Annotated in this window: 14 protein-coding genes and 1 pseudogene; all 15 read left to right on the top strand. The window is 55.8% G+C overall.

The window, feature by feature from the left end; translation table 11 throughout:
- A pseudogene (locus tag HMPREF9166_RS02610) lies at positions 1-232 on the top strand (N-acetylmuramoyl-L-alanine amidase); the annotation flags it as partial.
- Positions 233-246: 14 nt separating this feature from the next.
- On the top strand, positions 247-534 hold the full coding sequence (locus HMPREF9166_RS02605; RefSeq protein ID WP_009442492.1) for a hypothetical protein: 288 nt from the start codon (positions 247-249) through the stop codon (positions 532-534).
- A 218-nt stretch (positions 535-752) separates the two neighbouring features.
- The gene (gene ylqF / locus HMPREF9166_RS02600; protein WP_009442491.1) at positions 753-1,643 is read left to right on the top strand and encodes a ribosome biogenesis GTPase YlqF; all 891 of its coding nucleotides are present in this window, start codon (positions 753-755) and stop codon (positions 1,641-1,643) included.
- 26 nt (positions 1,644-1,669) lie between these two features.
- Positions 1,670-2,449, top strand: a complete 780-nt coding sequence (locus HMPREF9166_RS02595) for a ribonuclease HII (protein WP_009442490.1) — start codon at positions 1,670-1,672, stop codon at positions 2,447-2,449.
- Positions 2,439-4,592 (top strand): hypothetical protein, encoded by a 2,154-nt coding sequence (locus HMPREF9166_RS02590; protein ID WP_009442489.1) that lies wholly within the window; start codon positions 2,439-2,441, stop codon positions 4,590-4,592. The genes HMPREF9166_RS02595 and HMPREF9166_RS02590 overlap by 11 nt, the downstream gene beginning before the upstream one ends.
- A gap of 96 nt (positions 4,593-4,688) precedes the next feature.
- On the top strand, positions 4,689-5,000 hold the full coding sequence (locus tag HMPREF9166_RS02585; protein ID WP_009442488.1) for an EscU/YscU/HrcU family type III secretion system export apparatus switch protein: 312 nt from the start codon (positions 4,689-4,691) through the stop codon (positions 4,998-5,000).
- Complete coding sequence (locus tag HMPREF9166_RS02580) at positions 4,997-5,353, top strand: YraN family protein (protein WP_009442486.1); 357 nt, start codon at positions 4,997-4,999, stop codon at positions 5,351-5,353. The genes HMPREF9166_RS02585 and HMPREF9166_RS02580 overlap by 4 nt, the downstream gene beginning before the upstream one ends.
- A 148-nt stretch (positions 5,354-5,501) precedes the next feature.
- Positions 5,502-7,148 carry a putative manganese-dependent inorganic diphosphatase gene (locus HMPREF9166_RS02575; RefSeq protein ID WP_039980876.1) on the top strand — a complete coding sequence of 549 codons (1,647 nt, stop codon included), beginning with the start codon at positions 5,502-5,504 and terminating at the stop codon, positions 7,146-7,148.
- A gap of 79 nt (positions 7,149-7,227) precedes the next feature.
- Entirely contained in the window at positions 7,228-9,468 is a 2,241-nt protein-coding gene (pcrA, locus tag HMPREF9166_RS02570; protein ID WP_009442484.1) for a DNA helicase PcrA, read from the top strand.
- A gap of 7 nt (positions 9,469-9,475) precedes the next feature.
- Positions 9,476-11,509, top strand: a complete 2,034-nt coding sequence (gene ligA / locus HMPREF9166_RS02565; RefSeq protein ID WP_009442483.1) for an NAD-dependent DNA ligase LigA — start codon at positions 9,476-9,478, stop codon at positions 11,507-11,509.
- Between the two features lie 69 nt (positions 11,510-11,578).
- Entirely contained in the window at positions 11,579-12,724 is a 1,146-nt protein-coding gene (locus HMPREF9166_RS02560; protein WP_009442482.1) for an exonuclease SbcCD subunit D, read from the top strand.
- Positions 12,721-15,801: an AAA family ATPase gene (locus HMPREF9166_RS02555; protein WP_009442481.1), complete on the top strand. Its 3,081-nt coding sequence runs from the start codon at positions 12,721-12,723 to the stop codon at positions 15,799-15,801. The genes HMPREF9166_RS02560 and HMPREF9166_RS02555 overlap by 4 nt, the downstream gene beginning before the upstream one ends.
- The gene (locus tag HMPREF9166_RS02550; RefSeq protein ID WP_009442480.1) at positions 15,798-19,394 is read left to right on the top strand and encodes a PD-(D/E)XK nuclease family protein; all 3,597 of its coding nucleotides are present in this window, start codon (positions 15,798-15,800) and stop codon (positions 19,392-19,394) included. The genes HMPREF9166_RS02555 and HMPREF9166_RS02550 overlap by 4 nt, the downstream gene beginning before the upstream one ends.
- On the top strand, positions 19,348-23,142 hold the full coding sequence (addA, locus tag HMPREF9166_RS02545) for a helicase-exonuclease AddAB subunit AddA (RefSeq protein WP_009442479.1): 3,795 nt from the start codon (positions 19,348-19,350) through the stop codon (positions 23,140-23,142). The genes HMPREF9166_RS02550 and addA overlap by 47 nt, the downstream gene beginning before the upstream one ends.
- Before the next feature lie 66 nt (positions 23,143-23,208).
- Positions 23,209-23,556, top strand: a complete 348-nt coding sequence (locus HMPREF9166_RS02540) for a histidine triad nucleotide-binding protein (protein WP_009442478.1) — start codon at positions 23,209-23,211, stop codon at positions 23,554-23,556.
- Positions 23,557-23,977: the final 421 nt, after the last annotated feature.

The following is a 23,977-nucleotide window of genomic DNA, read 5'->3' as shown; positions in this document are numbered from 1 at the left end:
TGTTCTGACGCACGGTGAGGCGGCGGACAACGAGGACGGCGTATATGCACACGAGCCCTACGGCCCCAAAAACGGTTGCGAGCGCTGGGACCTTGAGTATCTCGGTACAGAGGAGAGCCCCTGCTACAACCCGTGGACAGAGGATGGCACGCGCGGCGGTGATGTGCTGCGCGGCAAGGCAAACTGGTACCGTAATTTTTGGAAGGATAACGGCGGAACGCCGAACAACTGAAAGGAGATTCTATCATGAGTAAGTGGACAGACATCAGAGACACAATCGTCAAGGAGATCAACGTCGATCAGGTGACCGAGGAGGTCAAGCAGCGCGTGACGCGCACGATCCTCAACGAGTGCATCCCCGCCATCGAGCAGGCGGTCGATAAGTTCGTGACGCAGATCAAGGAGCAGGCGAAGGATGAGCACGGCTGGTGCTATTGGCGCGATGCTGTCGTCCTCCCTGCGGTGATGCAGGGCGGCGTGTGGCTCGTGCGACTCGTACTCGACAAGTCGCTGACACCGACGGTCAAGGCATAACGATATAGGTGCACTCACGCCCCGGGGCTTCGGCTCTGGGGCTTATTTTGGGTTGTCTCCCAAATTGCGCCCTCGTCTCCCATTTGTCTCCCGTTTATGTGATTTTTCCTTAAAATATGATATAGTATTGATAGTGATGAATTATGATTTTCTCGCTTTATACATTTACGTATGCTGATAAACTCCAGTAGAATAAGGCATCGGAAGGAATACAGATAATGACTGATAATGATAACGTAATCGACATTCCAAGCCTCCAGTGGTACCCGGGGCACATGCGGAAGGCGGAGCGTCTGGTTCAGGAGAATCTAAAGTCGGTGGATGTGGTGGTGGAGCTTCTCGATGCGCGCATTCCGATGAGTTCTGCAAATCCTGTTCTGCGAGAGATTGTGGGCGGGAAGCCGCGCCTCATCGTGCTGAACAAGGCGGATCTTGCGGATGAATATGTGACACGTGCGTGGGTCAAGTATTATGCCGCAGAATGGCTTTCTGCAGTTCCCGTGGATGCCGTGAAGGGGAAGGGAACGAAGGAACTCGTACAGGCAATTGCACGGTGCGCAAAGCCAAAAACGGATAAATTGGTGCAGCATGGGGCGAAACCGCGCGCCGCGCGCTGTATGATTCTAGGCATCCCGAATGTCGGTAAGTCATCGCTGATCAATCGGCTGTCGGGCGGAACAAAGACGAAGGTGGAGAACCGTCCCGGTGTGACTCGCGCAAAGCAGTGGATTCGCCTTGGTGCACAGCTCGAGCTGCTGGATATGCCCGGCATCCTCTGGCCGAAATTTGAGGATCAGCAGGCGGCGCTTCATCTTGCATTTACAGGGGCAATCAATGACAATGTTTACGATGTAGGAAGTGTGGTGCTGCTTCTCCTGAATCGTTTGAGAGAGGACACTCCGCAGTCGTTGTGTACGCGTTATCGACTGGATGAACCTCTGCCTGAGGGGATTGAGCTGCTTGATGCCATTGGACGAAAGCGCGGATGCCTCCGCGCTGGCGGCAAAATTGATTACGAAAAGGCAGAGCAGGTAATTTTGTCGGATTTTCGGAGTGGCAGACTAGGGCGGATTTCTCTAGATGCAGTGCCGTGCATCCCATCAGCATAAGCAGTGCGGTGAAGGAATCAGAGAAAATGACGATAAAAGAGATAGAAGACGTTTTTCGTCGCGGAGATGTGACGGAGGATTTCCTCAATACCTGCAAATGTGACGCGCGAAAAACCGTCCAACCGATTCTTCGCCGTTACGAACGTACACAGCAGGAGCGTGCGCGTCTCTATGCAATGTATGCGTATGAGCGTTGTGCCGCCGAGCGCGGGCACTGTATCGTCGCCGGTGTGGATGAGGCTGGGCGTGGTCCTCTGGCGGGTCCCGTCGCAGTAGCGGCGGTGATTCTGCCGCAGGAGTATCTGCTTCTGCGCCTGGACGACTCAAAGAAGCTGTCTGAAAAAGTGCGGGAAGAGCTTTACGAAAGAATCGTTTCGGATGCTGTTTCCTATCATGTCGAGCTCATTGACGCTGAGACGATTGACCGAATGAACATCTTGGAGGCGACACGTAAAGGGATGTATGATGCTGTCGCTGCGCTTCTGCCGACACCGCAGGAGGTTCTGATTGACGCTGTGGCGCTTCCACATCTGAGAATGGCATCACAGTCGATTGTCAAAGGGGATGCCAAATCCGCATCAATCGCGGCGGCGTCGATCTTGGCAAAAGTGACACGAGATCGCCTGATGCTGACGTATGACGAGGCGTATCCGGTGTATGGCTTTGCTAAGCACAAGGGCTATGGAACACAGGAACATATCGACGCGATCCGCAACTATGGGATCTGTCCATTGCATCGTAAGACGTTCGAGCCCATTCGCTCGATGATAACTAACAGAAAAGGCTGTGAATACTGTGCCGATTGAAGCAAATGCAACTGCAGCAGCGGCTGCCGTCTCCGCACCACAGCGGATTTCATCGGAACGCCCGACCGAAGGAGTACAAGGCCGCGGCGATCAGGAGAATGCCTCAGCGGCATTCAGTCAGCGTACCAACGTGTCCATTGAGACTGCGATTGACCGTATGGCGGATGTTCTGTCCAAAATCAGCGGACGTCAGCAGACGAATGTTGAGCATATTCCGCAGGAGCTCAAAGAGGTCATACGGAATATCATTCGGCAGTCTTTTTCGATTGAGTCCACACTTGCACAGGGGCTTGGCAGTACGGCGGCAAGTCAGCGCTTTTCGACGGATCAGCTGACGACGCTGGCGCGGATGTTGAATCAGATGGGAACGATGGCGGAGACAAACGAAGTTCCCCGTGTCAGCGACGACGTGGCGACCCTGCTTGCGGCGTTGAAAAGTGCCATTGCCAAGGATGCGGGCGGAACATTTGAGCCGATCATGCTGACGAAAGCCGCGTTTCAGCTGATTGATACAGGAAACGCCGAACTCCTCCCGAAGGATTTACAGACCGTCCTCTCTCAGCTGAATGCAAGTGCAGGTACTGCACCCGCTGCGGCAAACGGCGGCGGTACATCCTCCATGACGTTTCTAAATCAGCTGGTTCAGCTGCTGATGCCACGTGACGCGGAAGCGGCGACGCAGCAGACAATGCCGCAGCAGGGAGGGACGCAGTCACCGGTGCAGACAGGAGAGGCACAGGCAACACCGCAGCAGGGAAGCGCAGCACTCTCCGTAGAAGAGGGCGCGGCGCAGATGCCGGCAAGTGGACAGACTGTACGCATGACAGCACCCGCAGCGGGAGCTATGCAAAATCCTGCGCCTGCTGCCACAGCTGCATCGGATACAGCGGCTGCCCCAGAGGAACTTCCCGCCGACAACATTACACAGGGGGCAAAACAGGGGGAGGGCTCCTCTGCACCATCGGCAAAGGGAATGGAAGCCCCTGCACTTCGTCAGGCAGATACTGCCGCAGTCGGTATCGGCACGAAAGGCAATGCCACGCCCTCTCTATCTGCGGCAGAGGCACAGCGCGGGCAGGGCACGGAGATGGTGCAGGAAAACGCTGCGCAGCAGGGGAAGACTACCGTGCAGCAGGAGACTCCTCTCCCGCAGGGCAGTGCACCAGTGCGCCAGGAAGGCACGGGCGGGACACTGAATCCTGCTCGTCAGCCCGTTGGCGAAGAGGCGCGGACAGGAACCGCAGAAGCCGCAAAGCAAATGCCTCAGAGCACGGAGCAGGTCGCCCGTTCACAAGCGGGACGGGCGGAGACAGCGGCGGCACAACCGCCAGCTTCCACGATGCAGGGCTCAGATGCTGTAAAGACGGCCGAGACGCCGACGCTCATTCCGAAGTTCATCACACGCCCCATGGAGAATGTACCGCAGATGATGAGCACGCTTCGCGACATGGCACGCGTGCTCCTGCAAAATGAAAATCTCAGCCAGCGCGAGACACTTTTGCTCCAGAACTTCGTCAGCGGACGCACGCAGACACTGAGTGAAGGTGATGCGAAGCAGCTCCAGCAACTCATCCAGCTGACGCAGCAGAACATTCCGGGAACCGTCCGCCAAGCGGCGTTTGAACAGCAGATGCCGGATCTTCCGCGCCTATGGGCTTTTATGCAGATGGCCGATCTAGTCAAGGTGCGCAAGATGACGGCGGAGCAATACAGACGTGCGGGGCGGGATGTCGCGGCACTGGCTCTGACCATGCGTCACTCACTGGAGGGGGAGAATGCGGCACCGCAGCCGGGACAGCGCTCTATGAGCTATGTGATGCCGCTCTTTATGGGAGAGACCGAGTATCCCGCCTACATTCATGTCTATGATGAGTCCCACAAGGATGAGGCGACGGATCAGGTCAAGAAAGAGACGTGGCTTAGAATCTGTGTTCTCACGGATCATATCGGCACCGTCGAACTCATCAATCGCATCTACGAAGAGAATCATGTCGATATGCGTCTCTATTTTTCTGATGCAGATGCCGCATGGGAGTTCCGTAACGAACTCGACAGTATACGTGAGTCCGCTGACGGAACCTCTTTGGTGATCGAGGGCATACAGATCGGCGCGATAGGTGAGCGTCGTTTCTTCACGAACTGATGATGACAGTCATGGTATAGCCTATTGACGATTATGAGATCGCCTCATATAATGTTGCTGAGGGATCGCGGGACGAAAAGACAAGGATGGTGAGATATGCCGGATCACGCGGACAGGGAAGAGGAGCAGCGCGAAGAAGAACCGCGTGCTGTTGCCATCAAATATGATGCAAAGTCGGATCGTGCGCCGCGCGTGACGGCAAAAGGCCGTTCCCTCGTTGCTGACCGCATTTTGGCGGAGGCACGCAAAAACGGCATACCAGTCTATCAGAACAAATCGCTCGTCAATATGCTGATGGCGCTTGAGATTGACCGCGAGATCCCTCCCGAGCTCTATCGTACGATCGCTGAAGTGCTCGCCCATGTCTATCGGATTGATCGTCACATGGGGAGCAGGAAATCGCCATGAGCAATAAGGTGCTGGGAGATCGAGGAGAGTCCTGTGCTGCCCGCTATCTCGGTGCGCAGGGATATCGAATTCTGGCACAGAAGTATCGCACAAAGATAGGGGAGATTGATCTGATCGCAAAGGATCGTGATACCTTGGTCTTTGTCGAGGTAAAGACACGACGAAGCGTCCGTTGCGGACTTCCAGCAGAAGCGGTAAACTACCGAAAGCAGCGCAAGATTATACAGACGGCGATGTGGTATCTGCGCGAAAAACAGATGGATCAAACACCTTGCCGTTTTGACATCGTTGAGGTCTATGCCGCGGGAAACGAGTGGGGGATTCATCACCTCAAGGGGGCTTTTGAGGTGTGAGGCGGATACAAAGGATGCAGGTGCGGTTCATGTCCTGCATCTTTTCTTTTGCTTATCGAATCTCTTTTGCTTATGGAATCGAATCAGTGAATATGCTATAATAACAACGATGTATGCGGTGGATAGAACCGTAATAGGAGGTACTATTTTGAACGTTGCGAAGCCAATTTATGTCATTGGGCATCGTAATCCGGACACGGATTCGATCTGCTCCGCGATCGGCTATGCCCATCTGAAACAGGCCATGGGCGTCAATGCCATTGCCGCACGCGCCGGCAAAGTGAATAAGGAAACGCGGTTTGCACTGGAGTACTTCCATGTCGAAAAGCCGCTCTTGATCCCCGATCTCTATCCGCGTGTCAAGGATATTGCGATGGACTGCAAGATCGTTGTGCGCCAGCATGATACCCTACGCAATCTGGGGGAGGTTCTGCGCGAGAATGATCTGCGGTCGATTCCCGTGACGGACAGCCAGGGACTTCTCGTTGGCATCGTTTCGGTCAGTGATCTTGCGAAGCGGTATTTTCAGGAGCTCGGCATGACGAATCTCGCAGACATGCGCGTACGCTATCGCGACATCATTCATGCCACCGACAGTCAGGTGCTTGTCTCCGGTGATGAGTCGGAGACAATCAAGGGACAGATCCGCATCGCTGCCGGAAGTATCGCAACGATTAAGAAGATCATCAAAGGGAACGACATCGTGCTCGTGGGCGACAGAAAGCCCGAGACGATTCTGACCTGCATTAACCAGGGGATTTCCTGCCTTGTCGTGACCGGGGACGGCCGTGTTCCGGCTGAGGCTCTGGAGGAAGCGGAGACGCGTGGTATCTTCGTCCTCTCGACGCCGTATGATACCTATACAGTGGCGCGGCTCATCAACCAGTGTGTGCCCATTCGGCGCATCATGCACGATAATCCCGTCTGCTTCAAGCCGCTCGATCTCCTGTCTGATATCAAGGGAATCATGGAGGAGACCAACTACCGTAATTATCCCGTATTGGAGAACGGCCGCATCGTCGGTCTCGTGAGCCGTGACCGACTGGGGGTCTCCGACCCGGCGCAGGTGATTCTTGTCGATCACAACGAGCGCAATCAGGCGGTCGAGGGCATCGAGGAGGCGAAGATCATCGAGATCATCGATCATCATCGCTTCGGTGGGATCAGTACGAGCGAACCAATCTACACTCACGCCGAGCCAGTCGGGTGCACGGCAACGATTGTCTCTAATATGCACTGGCAGAACGACATCGACATTCCTCCGTCGATTGCAGGTCTCTTGCTCTCCGCCATCATCTCTGATACGGTGCTGTTCAAATCTCCGACCTGCACGCCAAAGGATAAACAGGCGGCGGAGCGTCTCGCTGAGATCGCAGACGTGGATATGAACGCGTACGGCCTCGAGATGCTGAAGGCGGGCTCCAGTGTCGGCAATATGACGCCGATGGAGATTGTACGCAACGACCTCAAGGAGTTCACCATTGGTGCCTATCGTGTGGTCGTCAGTCAGACCTCGGTGATGGACACGAAGGAAATCATGGCAAAGGAGGATGAGCTCCTCGCAGCGATGAAGTCCATCTGCGACACGGAGGGGTTTGATCTCAGTCTCGTTATGATTACGGATATTCTCGAGGAGGCAACCTATCTGCTCTTTACGGGTTCGCCGCGTACGCTGATCGGAGAGGCGTTCCGCAAGGATACGAGCGGAACACATCTCTATCTGCCGGGTGTCATGTCGCGCAAGAAGCAGATCATTCCGCCGCTCTCGGAAGCGGTCAAGCGAATCAAGACATAAGGGATACTGTATATGGGAGGGGCGGAGTTGCCGTGGCGGCGGCCCCTCCTTTCTTATTTGGAGTGAAAGGGACGATTCTATGGATTTGATGCAAGGGCTGAACGAACCCCAGCAGCGCGCTGTCGCGTGCCTGCAGGGACCTCTCCTCATCGTTGCCGGAGCGGGCTCCGGAAAGACCCGTGTGCTGACATTTCGCATCGCCAATTTGTTGGAACATGGTGTTCCGCCCTACCGCATCCTTGCCATTACATTTACCAATAAGGCTGCCCGCGAGATGCGCGAACGCGTGGATGCACTGATCGGAGATGCGGCACAGGACGTTTGGCTGAGCACATTCCATTCGTTCTGTGCCCGCTTTCTGCGCATGGAGCTCGAGCACTATGGGCGCTATGCGAAGAACTTCGTCATCTACGATGCTGCGGACAGCAAGGGGCTGCTCCGTGAGTGCCTGAAAGAGCTCAATATCGACGAGAAGCATACCGCTCCCGGCGCGGTGCAGGCGCATATTTCCGATGCGAAGAACCGTCTGCTCGATGTCGCGGCATTTACGGCGCAGGCAACGGATTTCTTTGCCGAACAGGTCGCCAAGATCTATGCCCTCTATCAGTCCAAGCTGCAGGAGAACAATGCACTGGATTTTGATGATCTGCTGATGCTGACGGTGGAACTCCTTACGAAGAATGAGGAACTGCGGACGAAGTACCAAAAGAAGTTCCAGTACATTCTTGTGGATGAGTATCAGGATACGAACGGCGCACAGTATGCGATCACCAAGCTGCTTGACGCAGAGCACCGCAATATTTGCGTCGTCGGCGATGCAGACCAGTCAATTTACGGCTGGCGCGGCGCAGATATGCGGAACATCATGAACTTTGAGAAGGACTACCCGGAGGCGACGGTTATCCTGCTTGAGCAGAACTACCGCTCGACGAAGAATATTCTTGCGGCAGCGAATGCTGTGATCGAGAACAACCTGACGCGCAAGAAGAAGGAGCTCTGGACGGATAATCCGACCGGCGACCGCATTACGATCTATGAGGGAGCAACGGAAAAGAATGAGGCCTCCTATATCGTGCGGGAGGTAGAGCGTCTGCACACGATGTTCCATGTCAAGTATGGCGATATTGCCGTGCTCTACCGTACTAATGCGCAGTCACGCAATATTGAGGAGGCTTTTTACGCGACAGGTGTCCCGTATGCAATGGTTGGTTCGGTGCGTTTCTATGATCGGCGTGAGATTAAAGACATTATCGCCTATCTGCGTGTGATCTACAATCCTCGCGATACACTGAGTCTTCTGCGCATCATCAATGTCCCGCGCCGTGGTCTTGGCCCTACGTCCATCGCTCGCATGATGGAGACGGCGGAGGAGTACCGCATCTCTCTCTTTGAGGTGATTACGGATGCTCAGCTGCTCTCCATGATTCCCAAACTCTCCACCAAGGTAAAGCTGGCGCTGGAGGAGTTCGCTGCCATGGTCTTTACCTTTATGGGACAGCTCGGAACGCGTCCCATCCATGAGATTGTCGAGGATGTGATCGAGACGTCCGGCTATGCCGCTGCGCTTGAGGAGGAGAAGAAGGAAGACAACCGTGACCGTCTCGAAAACCTGCGTGAGTTCATCAGTGTGGCGAAGAACTTTGATGATGGTGCAGCGGAGGGGGAGAACGGACTTGCGGATTTCCTCGCACAGATTGCGCTGATTTCCGATGTCGACCAGACGGAGCAGTCGGACGGGACAGTGACGCTCATGACGTTTCACGCGGCGAAGGGGCTGGAGTTTCCCGCCGTCTTTATGGCGGGGATGGAGGAAGGGCTCTTTCCGCATTCCCGCACGCTGCTCGATGATACGGAGATCGAGGAGGAGCGGCGTACGTGCTATGTCGGCATCACGCGCGCCGAGCGTCGGCTCTACCTCACCTATGCAAGGCAGCGGACGATCTACGGGCGTACGGAGATGTCGCGGCCTTCGCGCTTTCTGGCAGAGATTCCGGAGGAGCTGGTCGAGCATAAGGAGGCGGACTTTTTAGGCGGGACTGATCTGCGTGCACCATCCAATATATGGAGTGAGCGCAGTACCCGCACAGAGCGAAAACGCTATATGACGCCGCCGCAGCATACGGCGGAGGACGGCAGTGTGATCCGCCCCGACGCATCGGCAGCCTTTAAGGCGGGGGATGCCGTACGCCACAGCAAGTGGGGGGACGGGCGCATTGTCGCCATCAGCGGATCAGGTGAGGATGCCGAGCTGTCCATTGCATTCCCGGGGGAAGGAATCAAGAAGTTCGTGCAAAAGTATGCACCGATTTTGAAGCTGTGAGGAGATCATGAGCAAGATTGATGAGGTAAAGACAGAGCTGTCAGAGCTGCGGCGTAAAATACGGAAGTATTCCAAGCAGTATTATGACGATAATGAATCTGAGATTTCGGATTATGACTTCGATATGCTGATGATGCGCCTGAAAAAACTTGAGGCAGCGTATCCGGAGCTCATTACGAAGAACTCGCCGACACGCACCGTGGGAGGCTCAGCACAGCGCGAAGTCGGCTTACTCGTTCCTCATGATGTTCCGATGCTCTCCCTGCAGGATGTATTCTCCGAGGAAGAGATTCATGCGTTTGTCGATAATGTCCTTGCGCATTTTCCTGCGGCGGAATTTGTCGTCGAGGAAAAGATCGACGGATTGTCTCTGGCGCTTCGCTACGAGAACGGTGTGCTTGCACGTGCGATCACACGAGGTGACGGCATTGTGCAGGGAGAAGACGTGACAGCGAATGCACGCGTGATCGACGATGTTGTACAGAAGCTGCATGATGCACTGCCATATTTTGAGGTGCGCGGCGAGGTCTATATGAAGCGCGCCGCATTTGCCGAGGTCAACGAGCGACAGGAACTTCTCGGGCTGAAGCCCTTTGCCAATCCGCGCAACTGTGCCGCAGGAACTCTGCGGCAGCTGGATTCGCGCATTACAAAGGAGCGCAGACTGTCTATGTTCGTATTCAATTTGCAGCGCAGTGACGGCCGTGTATTTTCCTCTCATACCGAGGCGTATGTATTCATGCAGTCTCAGGGGATCAAGACGATTGCGAATTACCGCGTCTGCCGTACGGCGGAGGAGGTCTGGGCCGCCATCGAGGAGATCGGTGTGCGGCGCGGCAGCCTGCCCTATGACATCGATGGAGCCGTGGTTAAGGTGAACTCCTTTGCCATGCGTGAGGAACTTGGTGTAACGGCAAAGGCGCCGCGTTGGGCGATTGCCTATAAGTATCCGCCGGAGGAGAAGGAGACGGTACTTCGCGATATTGAGCTTTCCGTCGGACGGACTGGGCGCATCACGCCGACGGCCGTGTTCGATCCCGTGGGGCTCTGCGGAACACGCGTCGAGCGGGCAACCCTGCACAATCAGGACTATATTGACAGCCTGGACATCCGTATCGGTGATACCATTCTCGTCTATAAGTCGGGGGAAATCATCCCGCGCGTCAAGGCGGTGCTGAAGGACAAACGACCGCAGAACAGTCGCCCCTATGTGATACCGGATGTCTGTCCCGTCTGTGGCGCACATGCCGTACGCGAAGCAGATACGGCGGATATGCGCTGCCAAAATCCTGTATGTCCGGCACAGATCGAGAACCATCTCCTGAACTTCGTCAGCCGCAGTGCGATGGACATCAAGGGGCTAGGAGCGGCTGCCGTTATTGCCCTTGTCCATGCAGGATATATCCATGATGTTGCGGAGATCTTTTCTTTGCATGAGCATCGAGAGGAGCTCGTTGCTTCTGGACTGATCGGCCGCGCAAAGAGTGTCGATCAGCGTCTTGCGGCAATTGAAGCGAGTAAGCAAAACCCTCCCGAGCGTCTATTGACGGGGCTGGGAATTGCTGGCATCGGACGCGCGGCAGCGGCTGCGCTGATGCAGGAATTTTCATCCATTGATGCCCTGCAGGAGGCGGCGCGTGAATCCCCAGAACGCATTCTCGCTGTTCCGGATATGGGTGAGATTACGGTACAGAAGCTGACGGAGTTCTTCTCGTCTGCATCCGCCTGTGCCCTGTTAGATCGCCTGCGTGCAGCCGGGGTAAACTTTGCGGGAACACGAACGGAGCGTGTGGGGACGGCACTCGCCGGAAAGAGTTTTGTCATCACGGGGACACTGCCGACTCTGTCCCGTGAGGAATGCAGTGCCCTTATCACGGCGCATGGGGGCTTGGTGAAGGGCTCTGTTTCAAAGAAGACCGATTATCTTGTCGCGGGAGAAGCGGCAGGAAGCAAGCTGAAAAAGGCGGAGGATCTCGGCATCCCCGTCTTGGACGAGGCAGCCCTCCGCGCCATGATTTCGGAAGAAAAGGACGGCTTGTAAACCGCGAGAAAGCTATCGACGATCGCACGAATGAAATCAGGCATTTGTCATGTAGTATGAGGGACTATCATGCGCTTTATCCATACAGCAGACTGGCATCTGGGCAAACTTTTCGGACAGCGGCATATGACGGAAGACCAGGCGTATGTGCTGGAAGAACTTCTGGCACTGTGCCGCGATGTCCGACCGGATGCGCTTGTTCTCGCGGGCGATATTTATGATCGGGCAGTGCCGCCGCCCGAAGCCGTAGCGTTGTTTAATACAGTGCTGACACGACTGGCAGAGCAGGGAATCAAGGTTCTCTGTATTGCAGGAAATCATGACAGTGCAGTTCGTCTGGCATTCGGTGCACAGCTGCTGCAATCCTCCGGCGTGTATATTGCAGGCACTCTCGACGCGGAGGCAGCTCCCGTGGTGCTGTCCGATGCATTCGGGGACGTGTACTTCTCGCTGCTTCCCTATGGCGATCCGCCGCATGTCCGCGAGGCTTTTTCACTGGACGAAACACCGTCCTTCGATACGGCATTGGATGTTCAGATTGCCGCCTCGCGGGCGATGATACCGCAGGGCGCACGCAGCGTCGCCATTGCCCATGCCTTTGTGATTGGCGGTCAGACCTCCGAATCCGAGCACACCCTCTCCGTGGGCGGCAGTGATCAGGTGCATGCAGATAAATTTATACCATACAACTACACTGCTCTCGGACACCTGCACGCGCCCCAGCGCGCGGGGGCGGAGCAGGTTCGCTATGCCGGATCTCTGCTCAAGTATTCCTTTGATGAGTCACATCAGAAAAAGGGGATCACACTGGTCGATATCGATGCAGCAGGGGCTGTCTCCCACACATTCTATCCGCTGACACCGCGGCATGATGTGCGGATTGTGAGAGGAAAAATGACTGAGATCATGTCCGATGGATTCGATCCTCTTTCTCATGAGGACTATATCTGCGTGGAGCTTACCGACACAGATGCCGTACTCGCCGCCCATGAAAAGCTGCGTCGCGTCTATCCAAATCTTTTTCTCATCACGCGCCCGAACATTCACATGGGACATTCCTCCAACGAAGTACGAAACTATGAGCGCAGCAAGTCAGATCTCCATCTCTTTGCGGATTTCTATGCGGAGATGACCACGGAGGAGATGACGCAGGAGGAGACCGAGGAACTTACGCATGTCATCGATGCGTTGGAACGGGAGGAGAGAATGCAATGAGACCGCTGAAACTCCGCATCCAGGCGTTCGGTTCCTATGTGGACGAGCAGATTTTGGACTTTGAGACAGCCCTTGCCGATGCCCCATTCCTTTTGATCCATGGAGTGACGGGCTCCGGAAAGACCACTATTTTGGACGCGATCGTATTCGCCCTCTACGGAGAGTCCAGCGGGGATATACGCGAGGGAGCAATGCTGCGTTCCTCCACAGCACCGCCGGATCGGACGACGGAGGTGGAGTATGTATTCGCGCTCGGGCAACGTCGTTACCGCGTGCTGCGTTCTCCTGCCTATTCTCGTATGTCACGCGGAAAGATGACGCGGCGGGCAGCGACGGGACAACTATTTCGACTGCCCGATGTTGGCAAGACAGGCGAGGAAAAACTGCTTGCTGCGAACATCACGGATGTCTCGGAACGCATCAGTCAGCTGATCGGCTTCGATGCCGACCAGTTTCGTCAGGTCGTTCTCCTCCCACAGGGACAGTTTCAGCGGTTTTTGTTGGCAGAAGTCAAGGATCGCAGCGCCATTATGCAGCGTATTTTCCGTACGGAACGGTATCAGCGCATTGAAGAAGCACTGACGAAAGAGGCACAGCAGCTTGAGCGGACGGCACAGGCGGAGCGTGAGCGCGCGGAAGGCATTCTGCGCGCAGAGGGAATGGCGTCATCGGACGAACTCCGCACGCGTCTCTCTGAACTTTCGGAGGAGATACGCCGTCAGGACGAAATCTTGCGGGAGCACGAAAAGGTGCAGAAGAGTGCACGGCGGGCACGTGAAGAGGGGGCTGCTGCACAGCAGAAACTCAGTGCACGGGATGCGGCACAAAGTGATTTGGAAAAAAAGCGCGAACAGGCAGAGTCTGTCCGCGACTTTCGTGTACGCCTGTCACGTGCACAGCGTGCACAACCGGTGCTCTACAAGGAGCGCAGCTACATCGAAGCGTTGAACACGGAACGCACCCGCAGAGAGGCATATGCATCCGCAGCAAAGGACTGCGCTGCTGCGAAGACGGAACATGATGCATCCATAGAATGCCTAAAGCAAGTGGAAGCCCATGCAGATGAGCATACGCAAAATGTGGAGCAGCTGCACCGCATGAGGGATTACGCTCCGCTGGCGAACCGTTACCAGGAATGTACTTCTGCCCTGCGCGATCTTCGCGTCCGTGCCGCAGAGGGAGAAGAAAAATATGAAAGCGGCGCAGCGGAGATTGAACGTCTCACCGAGGCACAAAAGAAGTACGAAGAAGAACGTGCAAGACTGCATCAGATCTTGGTCGGGAGTGAGATCGTTCAGCAGGAGAAGAAACAGCTTGAACACTGCCAACAGGCGTCAGACCAGATACGTGAACTAGAAGATGCACTGACATCAGCACGCACACGTGTCAAAAAATCGCAGAAAAAACTGCAGACGGCAGAGGAGGCATTATCCGACGTGCGGACGACGCAGCGCCGTCTGCGCACCCTCTACGACATGGGCAGTGCCGCACGTCTGGCGCAGACACTGCAGGAAGACACACCTTGTCCGGTCTGCGGATCTCTCGCACATCCAAGTCCTGCCGTCCATGCGGAGGAGATCCCGTCCGCACAAGAGATGGATGTATGCATGCAGAATGTGGAAACTGCAGAAAAGGAGCTACAGAAATGCACTGCTCAGGCAGAGCAGGAAAAGGCAGCGTGCCTTCGGCTTGAGCAGGAGCTTCTCCATGAGCAAAAACGCATAAAAGAGCTTCTCGCGGATGAAACCATGGAGGCGTTCTGTGCGCGTGTCGCGGAACGGGAAAAACAGCTCCGCTGTGCACAGAATGCGTGCAAAGTCCTTGAGAAAACGTATGCCGAAGAGCAGCAGCAGCTCTTTGCGCGGAAGGAGCAGCAGAAAGAGCAGGAGGCCCTGCTTCAAAAGAATCGTAATCTCATAGGGCTTCATGAGGGGGAGAAGAATGCATTGGAGCGTCAACTGCCCGAGGAGTATCGTGATGCAGAGGCGGTACGGGAAGCGGCGGCACTTCTGGAACGGGAAGTAAAAACAGCGGAAACCGTTCGCGCCGAAGCAGAGAAGCGGGAGAAGGCGGCGGCGCAGAAATGTGCCCGTACGGAGAGTGCTAAGGCGGCGGCGCAGCGCGTTCTGAAGGAAGCGGAAGAAGTGCGGCAAGCGGCGCAGGAAGCGTATACGGCTGCATATTATGCAGCAGATTTTCTGACCGAGGAAGAATACCATCATGCGATTGTGGGAGACTGGGCAAAGAGCGACTATCTGGAAAAAGTACGTGAACGTATCACCGCGTATGATACGGCGTTTCAGGCGGCAGAGGAGCTGGTGAAGGCGGCCGAGGCAGCAGCAGAGGGGCTTTGTCCGCCGGACATGGAGGCACTGACCGAAGCGGAGCGCATCGCCGATCAGCGTGTGCAGGACAGCGCGCGAGCACAGGGCGTCCGCATGGAGCGCTGGGCTCTCTATACGCGCATGACCAAGGAAATGGATGCGCTGGAACGGGCGGGAGCAGCCCGCGATAAGCGTTACCGTGTGATCGGGAAACTCGCGAATGTCGCTGCGGCAAAACCACCCTATCAGATCCATTTTCAGACCTATGTTCTTCGCTCGATTCTGTCGGATGTCATCGATGCCGCGAACGAGCGGCTGATGATGATGAGCCGGGGACGTTACCGCTTTATCCACGGGGAGGGCGGACAAAAGAAGAAGTGGTGGGGGCTTGAGATCGATGTCTTTGATGAGTATACGGGTTTCCCGCGTCTCGCACGCACCCTCTCCGGCGGAGAGACATTCCTCGCCTCCCTGTCACTAGCACTTGGACTTTCGGATGTTGTGCAGCATTATGCGGGCGGAATGCATCTCGATATGATTTTCATCGACGAAGGCTTCGGATCTCTGGACAGTGAGACGCTTGACGTTGCCATTCGCGCGCTTCTCGATGTGCAGCGTGAGGGCGGTCGGCTGGTTGGCATCATTTCTCACATCGAGGAACTGCGTGCACGGATTCCCGTCCATCTGGAAGTGTGCCGCGGGCAGAACGGCAGCTATGCATCCTTTACGCAAAGCGGGGGATTGGCATTATGACGGCACGGCTGGAGTTTATCATTGGGCGGTCGGGTACGGGCAAAACATATGACTGTCTCACGGCGATGAAGGATGTGCTGCGGGAGGAGCCGCTCGGGCGCCAGCGCATCCTTCTCGTTCCTGAGCACATGACCTATGCGGCGGAGCGGGCACTGGCCGAGGCTCTGACACATGGAGCGGGATTCCTTCAAGTGTATGTCTTTGGGTTTCGTCGCCTTGCTCGGCAGGTGTTGCTTGAGACCGGCGGGGAACATCTGCCGCGCATCAGCGATATCGGCAGGCGTATCCTGCTCAAGGATATTCTGCTGCAGCACAGCAGAGAACTCTCCGTCTTTCAGCGCTCCGTGCACAAGCGTGGGTTTACGGAGGTGCTTGGGCATACGATCGCAGAACTGAAGCGTGATCGGCTCAGCTCCGATCATCTGCGTCAGGCAGCAGATGTCAGTACAGGAGAGCATGCACGGCTGTCAGCGAAGCTGACAGAGCTTGCCACGATCATGGATGAACTCGCTGCCCGCATGGAGGGGCGACTGACCGATCACACCGATCGGATGGAGCGGCTCGCCGCACAGCTCATTGATGCACCATTTCTGCGCGGCGCCGAACTGTGGGTGGACGGATTCGATTTTTTCAATCCGCAGGAACTTGCGGTCTTTCGCGCGCTGTTTCGCGTTGTTGATACCGTTCATGTCAGCCTCACGATGGACGGACGTGATGATGGAACGCATGTATTTACCAATTTGCCGGAAAATATCTATGATACGGGGCTGTTTGCGCGCAGTTATCAGACGATGCACCTCCTGCAGCAGATCTTTACGGAGGAGCAGCCATCGGCACAGATTGGAATTCGACTGATGCCAGTGCAGCATCGGGCGCGGACGGAGGGGCTTCGTCTGCTGGAAGCACAGCTGTTCGGCCACGGACATATCACGCCCGCGAAGGATGATTCCATACGTATCGTCGAGGCAGCCAATCCGCGTCTTGAGGTGGAGACGGCGGCGGCAGACATCCTCCGCCTCGCACGCGACAATGGGTATCGCTACCGCGAGATCGCCGTGCTTATGCGTGATGTCGATCTCTACGGCGATCTGCTCTCACTTGCTTTTGCGGATTGCGGCATTCCATTTTATCTGGATGTCAAACGCCCGAGTGCGCATCATCCACTTGCTGAGCTCCTGCGTGCTGTTGCACAGATGACGTGGCGTGGGTGGGCGTATGAGACTGTCTTCCGTGCGCTGCGCACAGGCTTCTTTCCGCTGCTCGGAACGGAGGAGGACGAAGATGCTCCTCCACTCTGTGCGGATTGGCAGGAGGCTGTCGATCGTCTGGAAAACTACTGCCTTGCCTACGGGATTCGCAGTGAATCACAGTGGACGGCGACAGAGCCGTGGGACTTTGTCCAGCGGCGGGTCACAGAACATGAGCTACATTTGGACGAGGAGGAAGAACGCCTCAGGGAAGAGCAGTGGCTGGATCATCTGCGCCGTCGGATTGCAGAACCGCTTTCCCTCCTGACCGGGCACCTGCGACGGCATGAGAGCACGGCGCGTGCGCGTACGAAGGCACTCTACGACTTCCTCGATGAGTTATGTGTTCCGCAGACACTCCGCCTGTGGAGCGAAACGGCAGATCGGGAAGGTCGATTGGCGGATGCTGCCGCCCATCGCCAGATCTGGAGTTCCTGCATGGCACTTTTTGATCAGCTGGTCGAGGTGCGCGGAGACGACCCGCTATCGAGCCGCGACTATGAGGAGCTCTTGAGCGATGGACTTGACGCCATGTCCATTGCCCTGATTCCGCCGGGGCTGGATCATGTCACCGTTGCCTCCTTTGATCAGAACAGCATCGCGGGAGCGCGTGCTGTTTTTGTCATTGGGGCGAATGCCGGCATCATGCCGCGCGCGGGAACGACGAGCGGCGTATTTTCCGATACAGAACTCCTCTTCATCGGTGAGTCTCTTCAGACGGCGGGAGCGGATTCCGGGCATACCGTCTTTGGGGGGCGCACGCAGCAGAGCTTTTTGGAACGGTATCAGCTCTACCGTGGATTTACGGAGGCACGCGACTACCTCTGGGTGTCGTATGCGCTTTCTTCGGTGGATGGTTCGACCCTTGCTCCGTCGCCGCTGATCGCACGGCTGCGCCGAATCAGCAGTTCCTTTTTCTCCATCCCGCTTGCCTTGGCTGGGCGAGATGATCCGCTGCTCCTCTCTGCACCGTATCCTGCACTCTCGCATCTGACTGCTGCGCTGCGTGAAAAGAAAGAGCGCGGGGAAATGCCCGCCATGTGGGGGGATGTCTACAACTGGATGCTGCAGGATGCTGTGATGCAGCCGCTCCTGCGGCGTATGCTCCATGGACTTTTTCTCCCACCGCGCGAAGTGTCCATCCCTGCTCCCGTGGCAGCTCGGCTGTTTACGCGCGACCGTCGGCTCAGCGGAAGTACCACACGGCTGGAGACGTTTCGCCAGTGCCCGTTCCGCCACTTTGCTATGTACGGGCTGCGGCTGCAGCAGCGGGATCGCTACGAATTTCAGAGCAATGACTTCGGGACACTTCTGCACGGCATCCTGCGCGGCTACGGTGAGTGGGTGCGCAGTGCATACGGCAACGATTGGTGCGCGGCATTGGCAGAAGCTCCAGAGAAGATCGAGGAACTGCTGCAGGAACTGATCCCGCAGGTGCACAGTACCGTGCTGATGAGTCGTGCCAGCTATCGGCACCGCATCGAACGGATCCGCTGTACAGCACAACAGACAATACAGCATCTTACGTCATGGGCGGCGGCATCTTCCTTTCATCCCTATGGGTTTGAGATCAGCTTCGGGCGCAGGAATGACGGCGTCCGCCTGGCGGATTTTCCGCTTGCGGACGGCATGACACTCTCTCTGCGCGGGCAGATCGACCGTCTGGATGTGATGGATCATCATGCCTACTATCTGGTTCTCGACTATAAAACGGGGGCGACGTCCCTCCTCCTGCCTGAGATTCGGCACGGACTGAAGATGCAGCTTCTCCTGTATCTCTTCGTCGTGCGCTCCATCCTGGATACGGGGGAGGCGTTTCCCGCAGGGATGCTCTATGCTCCGGTGAAAAACCCAATTGTCCCTTGTAACGTGCGCCTGGATGAGACGGCTCTCCGACGCCAGGTGATGAAGGGTATGGCACTCACGGGGATGCTGCTCGACGATGCGGATATCATGAAGCAGCTCGATCAGGCGGCGGATCATATCTGCATCTCGTTCAACAAAGATAACAGTCTCTCCAAATCTTCGGCAAAATTTGTGCGTTCGCGCGAGGAATTTCAGCAGCTGCTTTCCTTTTTGCCGCAGCTGATCCGCGCGACGGCGGAGGACATTCTGCACGGAGATATCCGTGTCTACCCCTATCGCTTTCAGGATCGCAATGCGTGTACGTATTGTGACTATCATACCATCTGCGCTTTCGATCCTACACTTCGGCAGGGGGACGTATATCATGATATCGCCGATAATGCGCAGGAGGCGATGGAAGAAATTGCACGGATCGTAGAGGAGGTGGATCGCGATGGCGGATCGGCTGACATTCACAGCAGACCAACAGCGCGCGATTGATGCGAGAGGACACAATATTCTCGTGGCGGCAGCAGCAGGATCCGGGAAGACGCGCGTACTGGTGGAACGCATTATTTCGCAGGTGCGGAATGAGGAGCTGTCCCTGGATCGTATTCTGGTTCTTACCTTTACGAAGGCCGCCGCTCTTGAAATGCGCGAGCGTATCGAGGCGGCACTCAATGCGGAGATCGATGCCATTGCCGGGGACGCCGGCATCAGCAAGGAAATTGACCGCCTTGAGCGTCAGCGCATTCTGCTGACAGACGCAGACATTTCCACGTTTCATTCATTCTGCCAGCGACTTCTGCAGGCGCATATCGACGCGACCGACATTCCTCCGACATTTCGTCTGGCAAGTGAGCAGGAAATACGTCTGCTCAAACGCGATGTCATGGATGAACTCCTTGAGCGAAAATATGAGGAGGCAGTACAGGGGGGCAGCGATGAATTTCTTGCCTTTGCCGATGCCTATGGAGGTGTCAAGGGGGACGATGAGAAACTCAAGGAAGAGGTGCTCGCACTCTATGACTTCGCGCTCAGTCAGCCTTCGCCTGCGGTATGGCTCAGCCGGCAGGGACAGGAAGAAGATGATGTGCCGTACTGGAAGCGGCGTGGGTTTGATGTGCTGGCGCGAGAGCTGCACGAGAAACTGTTCGATCTATGTGCCGGATACCACAGCACAATGGACGTTCTGATGCAGGGGGATGCGGAACTGCACACGGCAGCTGAGAAATACATGGCAGTCATCCATCATAATCTGGATCTCTATGAGGAACTGCAGGGCGGGCTGCAGCTCCTCATAAGCGGCGCAGAAGATCAGGCATGGGAACGCTTTCGTGTGGATGCAGCTGCTGCAAAGAAACAGCGGAAAAGCATCCCGCACAAGTCCATCGAGAACTATGATCCAGAGCTTGGCGGTGCGTTGAAAAAAAAGATAACGAACATTTACAAGGCATGGGACGCCGCTGTCGATCAGCTGCCCGCCACAGCAGAGGAGCTCTGTGCCGCGGAGAATAGAGCGAATACCGCCATTCGCCAATATGCCCGTCTGGCATTGGATTTTCATCATGCCTTTCAAAATGAGAAATTGGAACGTTCTCTTTTGGACTTCAGTGATCTGGAGCATCGTGCGTTGGCACTCCTGTGTCGGCATCCAGAGCAGCTGCAGGATGATCTGAATTCCGTTGATCCGACGGATATCGCAGAGGAGCTTCGTGCATACTATGCAGCGATCATGGTGGATGAATATCAGGATACGAATGGGCTTCAAGAGGGCATCCTGCGGCAGATCGCGCATGATGACAACCGCTTTATTGTCGGCGACGTGAAGCAGAGTATCTATCGTTTTCGGCTGGCGGATCCGAGCCTTTTCCAACATACCTATCGTGCTTATCGTCAGGGCAGCTCTGCCGGTGAACTGATCACCATGTCAGAGAACTTCCGCAGCCGAGCCGAGGTGCTGCAGCCCATCAATGAGATATTCTCGCAGATCATGACGGAGTCGGCGGTCGAGATCGCCTACGATCAGAGTGCACGCCTGAATCCGGGACGCACCTTTGACGACGATCCTGCGGGGAAATCTTTGGCATCGCCGCTGGAGATCGATCTCCTGGATGCGGATTATTCCGCAGAAGAGGCGGATGATGAGGGCGAAGAGCTGGCTGCCTTTGCGGTGGAGTCACACTATATCGCGCGTCGCATCAAAGAGCTGGTCGATGCAGGATATACTGTCCAGAGCGGAAAAGCTCTGCGCTGGAGCGATATTGTCGTCCTGCTGCGCGGCGCAAAGGAACGGGCAGTCATCCTGATGGATGCCCTGCGAGAAGCGGGCATTCCGTCCTATGCAGATGATACGGCAGGGTATTTTGAGGCAAGCGAAATACGCATGATGCTTTCCCTTCTCGCTGTCCTGGACAATGCACGGCAGGATACTCCGCTGACGGCCGTCCTCACATCGCCGATGATCGGGATGTCGATGGAGGAACTTGCCCTGCTGCGCATTCACACACCTGTCGGCTCGATCTACGATGCTCTGAAGGGAGCAGACGCAGAGGAGGTTCCACCTGCTGTACGAAATAAGGCAAAGGAGGCACTGCAGACGATCCGATGCTGGCGGCGCGAGGCCTTACTGCACAGTGTGCCTGAGCTGCTCTGGCATCTATACCGTACATCTGGGTACTATGACTATGTCGGCGCACTTCCCGACGGCATACTGAGGCAGGCAAATTTACGCATGCTCATCGATCGTGCGGGCGATTTTGAGCGTACGAATGAACGAGGCCTGTTTCGTTTTCTGCGCTATATGGATGCCCTGCAGCGGCGCAGTACCGATCTCTCTGCCGCGCGGACATTGGGTGAGAGCGAAGATGTCGTGCGGATCATGACCATTCATCGCAGTAAAGGACTGGAGTTTCCCGTCGTTTTTCTTGCGAATATAGCCGGTGCGTTTAATACGCAGGATATATCAGGAGACGTGCTCTATCATGCGCATGCTGGGATCGGCGTACGCGTATATGAGAACACAGAAATCGGGCGGCAGAAATATGATACGCTGGGTCGGCGAAGCGTCAAAGAGGTGATCCGCCGCGAGACGATCGCGGAGGAAATGCGTATCCTCTATGTTGCGATGACACGCGCGCAGGAAAAACTCATCCTGACGGGGACACTGCGCACCTCTCGGAGCGGCTTGAGCCGCTTGGCGCAGCTGCGGGATTTCTGCCAGCAATACGCGAGGGAGGAGGGAGAGACGTTTCCGGATGCCGCCATTCTCGGTGCATCCTGCTATCTGGACTGGATTGCCCTGGCACTGATGCGGCATCCCGATGGACAGGCGTTGATGGAGGGAGTTGAGGGCATCGAGCTGCGGGAATGGAGCGATGAAAAAGCGCGATTCGCCGTGCGGATTGAGAAAGCAGATGTACGTACGTCACGCAGTGAGGAGGAGAGGGCGGCAGATGCCGAACTTTCTGCCATTCGCAGCGGAGAGCCGCTTTCGCCGGGAGTACGTGCACCGTATGTCGACTCTATTCTCAGTTGGACGTATGACAGCAGGGGCACGGAACAGATCCACGCAAAGACCAGCGTAACGGAACTCAAGCGTGAGAACTTCCCCGATGAGGAGGTTCTGCCGTCCTTTGCGCCTGCTGTTGGCGCGGGGGCAGGCGGGCAGGAATGGGAAGTTCCGCGTTTTCTGCGCACGGCAAAGCGTGCTGCATTGAGTCCAATGGAGCGCGGCACAGCCATGCATGCACTCATGCAGCATCTTGATTTCGCGGAGGTGCCTGATATTGCAGCCATTGAGCGTCAGGCACGATCCCTTTTCGATCAGGGAATCCTGACCGAAGAAGCATATCAGAGCCTCGATGTCCGCAATGTGTGGCGGTTTGTTTCCTCGGCGCTCGGACGCCGTCTGCGTGAGGCGAAGCGTGTATATCGTGAGCTGCCGTTCGGGCGGCTCCTGCCGGCGAAGAAATACTATAAGGAGGCACAGGACGAGGCAGATCGCATTTTCCTGCAGGGTATCATCGACGTCCTCTTTGAGGAAGAAAACGGCGATTATATTCTTCTCGACTATAAGACGGATCGTCATATTTCCCCGCAGGATGCACGCACACGCTATCAGTTCCAGATTGACCTATACTGTGATGCCGTAGAGACGATCCTTGGGCGACCAGTGAAGGAATGCTACCTGTTTTTGCTGGATACAGGTCGTGAAGTACGCATGGAGCGTCAGGCGGCCAGTGCATAGGAGGAAAATTCTTCCTTGCGTCGAATCCTGTTGATATCAGTGATTCCTTGAAAGGAAGTGAATTACATGGCAGATTGTATTTTTTGCAAGATTGCACAGGGAGAGATTCCGTCGACCAAAGTCTATGAAGACGATACGGTGCTTGCCTTTCGCGACCTAGACCCGCAGGCACCGGAGCATGTACTCATCATACCGAAGAAGCATATCCGCAGCATTCTGGACTTTGGCGCGGAAGATGGAGCTCTGGCAGCACATATTCTTACAGAGGTCGTTCCGCAGCTTGCCCGCAGCCTTGGCGTGGATGGTGACGGATTCCGTCTCGTCACTAATACAGGGGAAGACGGGGGACAGACTGTCGGGCATCTGCACTTTCACCTTCTCGGCGGACGTGCATTTGCATGGCCGCCCGGCTGAGAAGTGTATGTATTTTACCATTAAATGAAAAGTGGATGGGAAAACCCGCTATAGATAAGGGGCTAGCACCTTATCTATAGCGGGTTTTCTACAAAAATCATTTGTCTACAAGCCTGCTAAAGATGCGTGCCGTCTCCTTCTTTATCTCCTCCGTGTCGTGCGTGTAGAGCTTCTGCAAGTCCCTGCCTGCACAATGGGAACATAAAAGGGGCTGTTGCACGAAGGTGAATGACCTGCCCCCCAAAAGTTAGTTCCTCTAAGTCTAACATTTGGGGGGCAGGTCAGACGAACGGGATCCATCCTTCTTGATTTTGTACAAAATTGAGGCTGCTGCACGTTTGTTTCGTGCAACAGCCCCTTTTTATGTCCTCCATCCCTCCGAAAGGAGCAGCGCACATATTGGCTTCAACTTCGAGGATTC

This window comes from Selenomonas sp. oral taxon 149 str. 67H29BP, from assembly GCF_000146365.1.
Classification (GTDB): Bacteria; Bacillota; Negativicutes; order Selenomonadales; family Selenomonadaceae; genus Centipeda; species Centipeda felix.
The sequence above is the reverse complement of the archived record's forward strand: the minus strand, read 5'-3'. Positions and strand labels throughout refer to the sequence as shown.

What these genes read in the sequence shown, in the direction of transcription:
- HMPREF9166_RS02605 (WP_009442492.1), top strand. Translation starts at nt 247, where the DNA reads ATGAGTAAGTGGACAGACATCAGAGACACAATCGTCAAGGAGATCAAC.
- ylqF (WP_009442491.1), top strand. Translation starts at nt 753, where the DNA reads ATGACTGATAATGATAACGTAATCGACATTCCAAGCCTCCAGTGGTAC.
- HMPREF9166_RS02595 (WP_009442490.1), top strand. Translation starts at nt 1,670, where the DNA reads ATGACGATAAAAGAGATAGAAGACGTTTTTCGTCGCGGAGATGTGACG.
- HMPREF9166_RS02585 (WP_009442488.1), top strand. Translation starts at nt 4,689, where the DNA reads ATGCCGGATCACGCGGACAGGGAAGAGGAGCAGCGCGAAGAAGAACCG.
- HMPREF9166_RS02580 (WP_009442486.1), top strand. Translation starts at nt 4,997, where the DNA reads ATGAGCAATAAGGTGCTGGGAGATCGAGGAGAGTCCTGTGCTGCCCGC.
- pcrA (WP_009442484.1), top strand. Translation starts at nt 7,228, where the DNA reads ATGGATTTGATGCAAGGGCTGAACGAACCCCAGCAGCGCGCTGTCGCG.
- ligA (WP_009442483.1), top strand. Translation starts at nt 9,476, where the DNA reads ATGAGCAAGATTGATGAGGTAAAGACAGAGCTGTCAGAGCTGCGGCGT.
- HMPREF9166_RS02560 (WP_009442482.1), top strand. Translation starts at nt 11,579, where the DNA reads ATGCGCTTTATCCATACAGCAGACTGGCATCTGGGCAAACTTTTCGGA.
- HMPREF9166_RS02555 (WP_009442481.1), top strand. Translation starts at nt 12,721, where the DNA reads ATGAGACCGCTGAAACTCCGCATCCAGGCGTTCGGTTCCTATGTGGAC.
- HMPREF9166_RS02550 (WP_009442480.1), top strand. Translation starts at nt 15,798, where the DNA reads ATGACGGCACGGCTGGAGTTTATCATTGGGCGGTCGGGTACGGGCAAA.
- addA (WP_009442479.1), top strand. Translation starts at nt 19,348, where the DNA reads ATGGCGGATCGGCTGACATTCACAGCAGACCAACAGCGCGCGATTGAT.
- HMPREF9166_RS02540 (WP_009442478.1), top strand. Translation starts at nt 23,209, where the DNA reads ATGGCAGATTGTATTTTTTGCAAGATTGCACAGGGAGAGATTCCGTCG.